This window comes from Enhygromyxa salina (genome assembly GCF_002994615.1).
Classification (GTDB): Bacteria; Myxococcota_A; Polyangia; order Nannocystales; family Nannocystaceae; genus Plesiocystis; species Plesiocystis salina_A.
In genome coordinates this window covers 106,925-115,931 of record NZ_PVNK01000232.1, presented here as the reverse complement: position 1 = coordinate 115,931, position 9,007 = coordinate 106,925, and the positions used below count along the sequence as shown (strand labels likewise).

Below are 9,007 nucleotides of genomic sequence, written 5' to 3'. Positions count from 1 at the left end.
AGGGGCGGGCGGCGACCGCGGCCCGGGCCAGGACCCCGAGGGCCTCGATCGCCGCCAGCCTCGCCTCGATGTCGGCGGCGCCCGAGCGCTGGGCGACGAGCTCCTCGAGCAGCGGCACGGCCTCGAGATCGCGCTTGCTCGCGTCGACCGAGCGCACGGCCACGGCCGTCGCCGCGGCCGCGAGGATCCCGGGATCTTCACTCGACAGCGCCGCGCGCAAGACCGGCAGCACGCCCGGATCGTCGAGCTCCGCCAGCGCGTGGAGGGCCGGGGTCGCGCGGGCCGGGTCGCGGTCGCGCGCCAGCGCGAGCAGCCGCCCGACGCGAGCCCGGCGGCCCGGGTCGTCCGGCAGCGCATCCGACGGCCGATCTGCGATCACGGCCTCGTCGTCGATCGCCGCGGTCCCGAGGTTGGTCTTGGCTGGCGCGTCGGCCCGGGTCGCCCGCAGCAGCGCCTCGACCTCGAGGTTGACGAGCAGGCCGGTCGGGAGCTCGACGGCCGGCGCCCCGGCGAGCTCGTCGCAGCGGACCAGGGCCTCGGTCTCGCCGGTTCGGATCGCCTGGAGCAGCCGCAGCTCGCACAGCGCCAGGGCGGCGGCCTTGCGCAGGCGCGGATCTTCGCTGCGCCGCCCGGTCGACAGCTGCTCGGCGATCCCGACCAGCTCGGCGTCGGCCTCGGCCGGCGCCGTCGAGATCGCGCTTCGCATCGCCTGGAGGCCGGCGATCAGCACGTGCTGCCGCGGGCCCGCGAACGCCTCGGTCGGCTGGGCGGCGAGGCGCTCGCGCAGGAGCTCGGCCCCGCGGGGCACAGCCCCGAGCGCGCGCACGGCCTCGACCTCGACCTCCCACGAGGGCGGGTCCGCGCCCGCGATCCCGGCCGGGATCGTCTCGGGCAGCTCCCCGAGCACAGCGAAGGCGCGCCAGGCCAAGGTCGCGTGCGCGGGGCTGAGGGGGCCTTCGATGTGGGGCGTCAGGCGGGACACGAGCAGCGCCCGAGACTCGACCAGGAGCTCGCCCGAGGACCGCGCGCAGCGAGTCAGGGCGTAGATCGCCGCCAGCGAGATGTTGGGGTCGACGCCCGCGCGACGCTCGAGCCCCCGGGTCATGGCCTCGGCCGCGCTCGGCTCCAGCGCCAGCCCGCGGGCGCACGACAGACCCAGCGCGCGCATCGACGCCGACCAGCGCGCGACGACCTCGGGCCCGTGGTCCGGCCCGGGCAGCTCGGCGAGATCGACCCCGAGCCGGGCGATCGAGCGGCTGCCGCCGACGCGGGCGATCGCCAGCAACAAGCTGCGCTGCCGGCCGAGCGCGGCCGGATCCGTGACGGCGTAGCGGGTCCACAAGGCGTCCTCGAGCGCGGCCCAGGGCCCCCCCTCGACGGGCTCGGGCGGGCTGCCCGGCTCGATCCGGGGGACCTCCAGCAAGGCCGCGGCCGCCAGCGCCTGACTCGGACGGCCCCCATCCGCCGAGCGAATCTCCTCGGCCCCGCCGTCGAGCTCGCTCAGCAGGCGATCGCGCGCGTCGGCCCCACCGATCCGGGCCAGCGACCACAGCCCGCGCTCGCGCAGGGCCAAGGCCTGAGCCCCGGCGTTGGGTCCGTCGGTCAGCGCGCGCAGCTCGGGGTCGGTCGGCCTCCGCGCCAGCTCGGCCGTCAGCGCCTCGATCGGCGAGAGCTCGGGCACCGACGGTCCCCAGCTCGGACGACCCGGGCCGTCCTCGACCAGCTCCTGAGCCGGTTCGGGGACCTCGTACTCGCGCGCCGTGCCCGAGCTCCCGGACCCACGGCAGCCCGCGGCCACAGCCAGACCCCACACGACCGACACCGCCGCTGCTCGAAGACGCCGCAAGACCTCACGACAGTAGCGCAGCGGCCAGCGACCGGTACACTGCCCCTCATGTCCAAGCAGTTCACCGGGACCGTGCGCAAGAACGACCTCGAGGGCGGGTTTCTCGAGCTCGTCACCGAGGGCGGCGACGTCTACCGTCTCAGCGGGGCCTCGGCCGAGATCGGGCAGCGCGTCCGAGTGACAGGACGCGTGGAGCGCGGGGGTTTCGGGATCCACATGAGCGGGCCGGCTCTGGAGGTCGAGTCGCTCGAGGTTCTGTGAGACAAAGCGGGCTTTGGGGTGTTGACGCCCGCCGAGGCCCGGATTAGGTTCCTCGCCCCTTCAACAAGGGTAACTGCCCGCGAGGGTGGCGGAATTGGTAGACGCGCACGGTTCAGGTCCGTGTGGCTTTCAGCCGTGGGGGTTCAAGTCCCTTTCCTCGCAACGACACAGCCCCGGGTCTTCGGACCCGGGGCTTTGTCGTCTCGGGCCTCGGGGGCCTCAGTCCTCGGGCCACTCGTCGTCGTCGACGGCCTCGACGGTCATCCGCGCCCGCGTGGACGGGCGCTCGATCTTGCGGGTCCGCGAGACCGTGACCTCGCCCGCGACCCCCGCCGCGCGCGAGGGGCCCGAACCGGCCGCCACCCGCGCGCTCGACGACGAGCGCGCCCGGCTTCGGGCAGCTGGCGCGTCGGGCTCGGGGGTCTGCGCGGCACCGCCGAAGCTGGCCTCGTCGTCGGCGTCGTCGTCGGTCAAGCTCGCGAGGGCCTGATCGAGCTCCTGCGCGGTCGGGCGGGCCTCGCCGACGCCCCGCCCGGGCGGACGCGCTGGCTTCTTGGCCGAGGCCACGCTGGCCTTGCTCGGCTTGGGCTGCGGCGCGCGCCCTGGGGCGGGATCCTCGCCGAGATCGAGCAGGTCCTCCCCGTCGAAGTTTGCGAAGGGATCATCCTCGCTCGCGTCGGTGGCGGGGAAGCCATCGACGCCGATCCCGGCCCGGGCCATCTTGGCCCGCTCGCTCGCTAGCATCCGCTCTTGCTCGAGCGCCCGGGCCTGCTCGGCCGCGAGCAAGTTGCGCGTGACCTCGAGCTCGTCGAGCAGCGAGTCGACCGTCTCCTTGTGCTTCTCGAGCTGGGCGAGGCTCGCCGCGAACCGGGCCGCGTTGCGGTCCGAGGCGTCGGTCATCTCCCAGATCTTCTGCTCGGCCGAATCGAGCGACGCGAGCATGTACTCCTGCTCGGCCGTCCGGACCTGGACCTCGAGGCGGAGGCGATGGAGGCGATCGCCGTCGGCCCCGGGCGCCGCGGCCACGGTCTCGGCTCGGGCCTCCGTGAGCCGGCGGCCGTGATCGCGGGCCTGGACCGCCATCGCGGCGCGGAGGCGCTCGAGCTCTCGCCGCGCGGCCTCGGGCCAGGTCTCGATCTCCTCGGCGCTGGGGCCCTCGCTCTCGCCGCGCTCGAGCTGGTCGGCGGCCTCGGTCGCGACCTCGAGCTCGCGACGCAGCTGCAGGAGCTCGAGCGAGTGGGTGTCTTGGTCGTTCGACAGGCGATCGACGTCGCGCTCGCGCTCGCGCAGCTGCCGACGGAGGCTGTCGCGGATCGCCGCGGCCTCCTCGAGCTGGCGCTGAAGCACGGCCTTCTCGGTCTCGCGCTGCTTGGTGTGCTCGCGGGCCTCCTCGAGCTGAGCCTGGAGCCCGGCGACGGTCCCGCTCAGCTGCTCGACCTCGACCCGCTTGACCTCGAGCTCGGCCGCGGCCGCGGCCGCGGCCCCGCTGTGCTCGTCGAGCTGGGCCTCGAGCTCGGCGAGGCGCGCGTTGGCCTGATCGAGCGCGTCTTGGGTTTGCTTGGACTCGACGCCGATCCGCTCGTCGCGAGCCTCGACGGCCGCGACCTGCTCGGCGAGGCTAGCGAGCTTCTCGTTGCGCTCACGCAGCTGCGCGCGCAGCTCGTCGACATCGGCGGACTGGCCGGCGAGGGCCTCGGCCTCGCCCTGGAGGCGAGCGATCTGCTCGTCGCGCGCGCGCAGCAACGCGCTGGCCTCGGCCTTCGCGACCTCGAGCGCGCGCAGCTCACGACCGAGCTCCTCGACCTCGCGGCCGCGCTTTTGCTCCTCGGCCCGGGCCCGCTCGACCTGCTCGCGCAGGCGCTCGACCTCCCCGCTCGCGCGCACGCCCTCGAGCCGCTCTTTTTGCAGCGCCTCGCGGGTCTCCCACATCCGCGCCTCGAGCTCCTCGAGCTGACGGTTGCGCTGGCTCAGCTCGTCGCGGAGGCGGTCGCGGTCGACGGCGACGTCGGCCAGCATCCGCCCCTGCTCGGCGCCCTGGGCCGCCGTCGCCGACAGCTCCTCGGCCCGGGTCCGGGTCTGGGTCAGCGCGCTCTCGGCCTCGGCGAGGCGTCGGCGCATGGCCTCGAGCTCGCCCGCGAGCCGCGAAGACTCCTCGACCTTGGCCGACAGCGCCAGGTCTTGGTCCTTGGCCCGGCGATTGACGACCTCGAGCTCGGCCTCCATGCGCTGGGCGAGCTTGCGCGCGCCCTCGCGCTCGGCCACGTAGACGTCGTTTTGGCGGCGGAGCTCCTCGCGCTCGGAGTCGAGGGACTCGAGCCGCTCACGCAGCTGGCGCTCCTCGGCGCGAGCGGCCTCGAGGGCCTGGCGCTCGGTGTCGAGCTGCGCGGTCAGGCGCTCGACGGCCTTGTCCTGCTCACCCGAGGTCCGCGTGAGGATCTGCAGATCCGTCTCGTGGCTGCGCAGGCGCTCGTCGGCCCCGCGGAGGCTGTCCTCGGCCTCGCGCGCGCGCGCCTGCGCCTCTTCGAGCTCCCGGCGCAGCTCGGCCTCGGTGCTCGCCACGCTGACCCCAACCGAGGTCTGCTCGGTCCGCGCGAGCTCGAGGTTGGCGAGCAGCTCGCTGCGCTCGTCCTCGAGTCGAGCGATCTGCACGCCCTGCTCCTGCTCGCGGGCGCGAAAGATACTGAGCTGGGTCTCGGCCTCGGTCAGCGCGTCACGCAGGCGCTCGACCTCGGCGGCCTCGACCTCGGTCGAGCGCGCGCGCAAGCTCTCGAGCTGCGACTCCAGCTCGCGGACCCGCCCGTGGGTCGCGGCGACCTTGGCCGCGCGGAGGCTGAGCTCCTCTCGCAGGCGGTCGAGCTCGTCGCGCAGCTCCTCGATCTCGGCCCCGTCGCGCTCGGCCTGGGGGTTGAAGCCGAACACCTCGTCGCGCGGGAGCGGGATCAGCAGGCACTCCCGGCCCAACTCCGCCGGGATCCGGCTCTTGCTCGCGATCGCGAGGAAGTGCGACGCCTCCGGCGCCTCCTCGAGCAGCTCCTCGCGCAGCGCAAGCTGCGGCTCCTCGCCCTCGAAGGCCGTGTCCTCGTCGAGGATCGGCGCGAGCGAGAAGCCCTGCCAGGGCATCTGCGCCAGCATGTCGACGCGGGGGAAGATCGCGTTGATCTGATCTTCGAGAGCCCAAAAGTCGACCTGGGACGAGCCGAGCAGCGTGCGCCCGAAGGCCTCCACCTCGCGCTGCTCGATCCACGCGCAAAACAGGCCTTCGGTGCGCAAGATCCGGTGGCTCTCGCGCAGCAGCTCGCGCCGATCGGTCGAGCGCAGCCCGCCGAAGGCCTCGATGCACAAGACGACGTCGATGCTCCCGTCGCGCAGCGGGAGCCGAGCCCCGCTCGCCGGCCGCACCTCCATGTCCGGCTCCGGGGGGAAGTCGCCCCCGATCACCAGCACCCGACGGGCGCCGGCCGCCAACAGGCGACGGGGCCCCTCCGGCCCGCTGGGTTGGACCACGACGACCGTTCGGGCGTGTACCCAGCGCTCGAGCGCGAGGTATGCGGGCAAGTGGAACACAGCGCGCTTCGGCCCGGATCATAGGGGTTTTTTTAGACCCCCGCAGCCACCTTCGACTCTGCCACGCACGGCCGCTGCGCGGCCGGTCGCTCCCTCGCTCCGCTCGCTCGCTCGGTGGGCTGGTTATTCGCCTCGCAACGGGCTGCGTGGCCCCCTAGAAGGGGGCTCCTTTATACCCCCGCGGCCTCCTTCCTCTCTGCCACGCACGGCCGCTGCGCGGCCGGTCGCTCCCTCGCTGCGCTCGCTCGGTGGGCTGGTTATTCGCCTCGCAACGGGCTCCGTGGCCCCCTAGAAGGGGGCTCCTTTGTACCCCCCCCAGCCACCTTCGACTCTGCCACGCACGGCCGCTGCGCGGCCGGTCGCTCCCTCGCTCCGCTCGCTCGCTCGGTGGGCTGGTTATTCGCCTCGCAACGGGCGGTGTGGCCCCCTAGAAGGGGGCTCCTTTATACCCCCGCGGCCTCCTTCCTCTCTGCCACGCACGGCCGGTCGCCCCCTCGCTCGCTCGGTGGGCTGGTAATTCGGCTCGCAATGGGCGGCGGGGGCCCCCGACGTGGGAGGGGGCTATTTTCGCGCGGGCGTCAGCGACTCTGCCGGACCGGACGCGGGACTTCGGGGCTGAGCGCGCCAAGAGTGCGGAGCCCAAGGTCGCTGTGGGGGGTCCAAAACACACGTGGCAGAGTCTAAGGTGGGCAGGGGGGCTCAGGAGACCATGAACGAGAGCGTCGAGTACAAGAAGCCGCGCAAACTGAACATCGTCGTGATCGCGATCCTCGTGGCGTTGATCAGCGGCGGCTACGCGCTGTGGATCTATCTGCCGGCCTACTTCCGCAAGTCCGAGGTCATGCGGGTACTCGACGAGACCTCGTCGGATTTCACGGGCAAGGCGTCACGGATGCTGGCCGACGACAAGCTCGTCGACAAGATGCTGTCCGACATGCGCAACCAGATCCAAGAGCTCGGCGTCAGTGACCCCGGGGCCGAGTACTGGATCGAGATCGACGACGACAATCAGATCCGGTTTGGGGTCTTGTACTCAGACTGGCTCGAGCTGCCCTTCACTGACGCAAAAGAGGTCGTCAACGAGCTCGAGATGCTGTGCACGCGACCGGGACGCGGCGCGGGCTGGACCTGCGAGGGGCGTGAGCTGGACTCCGCGACCCTCGGCGACGAGCTCCCGGTCGATCCGAACGCGCCGTGAGCCGAGCCCTGGAGACCTCACCGCCGACGGTCTCGACAGTCCGTAGCGCGCGGATGCCGTCGCTCGAGCGCCCCTGGCCGCCATCCGCGGACTGCGGTTGATCTACTGCGCCCCGGTGACCTACGATCGCGGCTCGAGGCCGTCCGAGAGGCGATGTCCGGCAAGCTCATCCTGCTGGGGGAAAAGACCATCGAGTACCCCCTGACCGCGTTCAACACGCTCGGTCGTCACCCTGACAACAGCATCCAGGTGCTCGATCGCATCGTGTCGAAGGAGCACTGCCGGGTCACGCTCGCGCCCAACGGTCGCTGGGTCCTGCGCGACGCGGGCAGCCTCAACGGGACCATGGTCAACGGCGAGCGGGTCGGCGAGGCCGTGCTCAACGACGGCGACCGCATCCAGCTCGGCAACACGACCTTCGCGTTCGCCGAGGACAACCCGGCCGCGCAGCACGCAGTCGAGCAGGCCCATCGCGGTCGCGTGACGATGATGCCGGGCCAGGTCCAGAGCGAGGTCCGCAACCGCATCGACGCCAGCAAGCGCTTCTTGCCGGTCGCCGACATCTCCGACATCGACACGCTCAAGGCCGACTACGAGAAGCTTCGCGTCGCCCACGAGCTCTCACAGAAGCTAGCGATCGGCACCGACCTCGACCAGTTGCTGCAGCAGATCGTCGACGAGACCTTCCAGATCATCCGCGCCGACCGAGCGGTGATCCTGCTCTACGATCCCGACACCGACACGCTCAAGCCCGCCTACGTGCGCCAGAAGCGGACCGACGAGGAGATCAAGCTCTCGAACACGATCCTCGACGAGGTCAAGCGCAACAAGGCCGCGGTCCTGTCGTCGGACGCGATGGTCGACGAGCGCTTCAAGGCGGCCAAGAGCATCATCATGCAGGGCATCCGCTCGACGATGGCCGTGCCCTTGCTCGTGGCCGACCAGCTCGTCGGCGCCTTCCACGTCGACTCGATGCTCGCCAGCGGGGCCTTCGCCGACAAAGATCTGCTGCTCTTCTCGGGCATCGCAACTCAGGCCGCGATAGCGATTCAGAACTTTCGCCTGGCCAAGAAGATCGAGCACGAGGCCGCGACCCGGGCCGAGTTCCAGCGCCTGCTCTCGCCCAACCTCGTCGACGAGATCGTCTCGGGCGCCCTGACCCTCGACCAGGCCGGTGCCAACCGCGAGGTCACGATGCTCTTCGCCGACATCCGCGGCTTCACCTCGATGAGCGAGCGGCACACGCCCGAGGAGATGGTCGAGACCCTCAACGACTACTTCGAGTTCATGGTCGACGTGCTGTTCAAGCACGGCGGGACCCTCGACAAGTACGTCGGCGACGAGCTCATCGGCCTGTTCGGCGCCCCCGTCGAGCTTCCCGACGCCCCGGTCCGCGCCGTCCGCTGCGCCCTCGACATGCTCAAGGCCCTCGAGGAGTTCAACCGCACCCGCGCGAGCGAGGGCAAAGAAGAGATCCGGATCGGCATCGGCATCAACTCCGGCCCGGTCATCGCGGGCGCGATCGGCTCGTCGCGCACGCTGCAGTACACCGTCATCGGCGACGCCGTGAACGTCGCCGCCCGCCTGTGCAGCGTGGCCAAGGCCAACGAGGTCATCATCTCGCCCTCGACGATGAGCCAGTGCGAGGTCTACGTGATCGCCGAGCAGCGCGAGCCGGTCCAGGTCAAGGGCAAGACCGACCCCATCCAGATCTGGAACGTGACCGGCTCCCAAGAGGTCGCCGTCCCCTCGATCGCCCAGCGCCATCCGACCGCGCCGTTTCGGACGACGCAAGAGACCTAGTCCCGAACGGGACTAGGTCTCTTGCGTTGTCCGAAACTCTTCTTTTGATGGAGGGACCGTAGCCGGTCCCTCCCCCCCGCCGGGGGACCCGTCGCGGGACCCTTGGTCGCGCCGTTGGTTGCCGTGCTGCCCACCGTTGTTGGCACGCGGCGGTTGGGCGGAGCCAGGCCCCGACTCGCGCCGACGTGTGCATGCGAGCACGAGCCCCCCTCTGGGGGGCCACCCAGACCGCTGCCAAGCCCATAACCAGCCCACCGAGCGGGCGAGCGAAGCGAGTCCGCGACCGGCCGCGAAGCGGCCGACGCACGCGCCCGCAAACGTCGGCGTTGGTCGCG

The 9,007-nt window shown here is 71.7% G+C and carries 4 protein-coding genes, 1 tRNA gene and 1 pseudogene; 4 read left to right on the top strand and 2 right to left on the bottom strand.

Annotated elements, in window-relative coordinates; all coding sequences use genetic code 11:
- Positions 1 to 1,822 (bottom strand): annotated as a pseudogene (locus tag ENSA5_RS27020) (hypothetical protein); the annotation flags it as partial.
- A 72-nt stretch (positions 1,823 to 1,894) separates the two neighbouring features.
- Between ENSA5_RS27020 and ENSA5_RS27015 the strand changes: the two are divergent.
- Positions 1,895 to 2,107, top strand: coding sequence for a DUF5818 domain-containing protein (locus tag ENSA5_RS27015; protein WP_106394570.1), 213 nt, complete (start codon positions 1,895 to 1,897; stop codon positions 2,105 to 2,107).
- A 79-nt stretch (positions 2,108 to 2,186) separates the two neighbouring features.
- Positions 2,187 to 2,269 (top strand) — tRNA-Leu (locus ENSA5_RS27010).
- 57 nt (positions 2,270 to 2,326) lie between these two features.
- Here the strand turns inward: ENSA5_RS27010 and ENSA5_RS27005 are convergent.
- Positions 2,327 to 5,662 (bottom strand): methyltransferase domain-containing protein, encoded by a 3,336-nt coding sequence (locus ENSA5_RS27005; protein ID WP_146156164.1) that lies wholly within the window; start codon positions 5,660 to 5,662, stop codon positions 2,327 to 2,329.
- Positions 5,663 to 6,380: 718 nt separating this feature from the next.
- On the opposite strand from ENSA5_RS27005, the gene ENSA5_RS27000 reads away from it, so the two are divergent.
- Together ENSA5_RS27000 and ENSA5_RS26995 are read left to right on the top strand one after the other, a co-directional pair.
- Positions 6,381 to 6,869, top strand: coding sequence for a hypothetical protein (locus tag ENSA5_RS27000; RefSeq protein WP_106394568.1), 489 nt, complete (start codon positions 6,381 to 6,383; stop codon positions 6,867 to 6,869).
- A 153-nt stretch (positions 6,870 to 7,022) separates the two neighbouring features.
- Positions 7,023 to 8,672: an adenylate/guanylate cyclase domain-containing protein gene (locus tag ENSA5_RS26995; protein ID WP_106394567.1), complete on the top strand. Its 1,650-nt coding sequence runs from the start codon at positions 7,023 to 7,025 to the stop codon at positions 8,670 to 8,672.
- The last annotated feature ends 335 nt before the right edge of the window (positions 8,673 to 9,007 follow it).

Coding starts and splice junctions, on each gene's coding strand:
- ENSA5_RS27015 (WP_106394570.1), top strand. CDS start 1,895: ATGTCCAAGCAGTTCACCGGGACCGTGCGCAAGAACGACCTCGAGGGC.
- ENSA5_RS27000 (WP_106394568.1), top strand. CDS start 6,381: ATGAACGAGAGCGTCGAGTACAAGAAGCCGCGCAAACTGAACATCGTC.
- ENSA5_RS26995 (WP_106394567.1), top strand. CDS start 7,023: ATGTCCGGCAAGCTCATCCTGCTGGGGGAAAAGACCATCGAGTACCCC.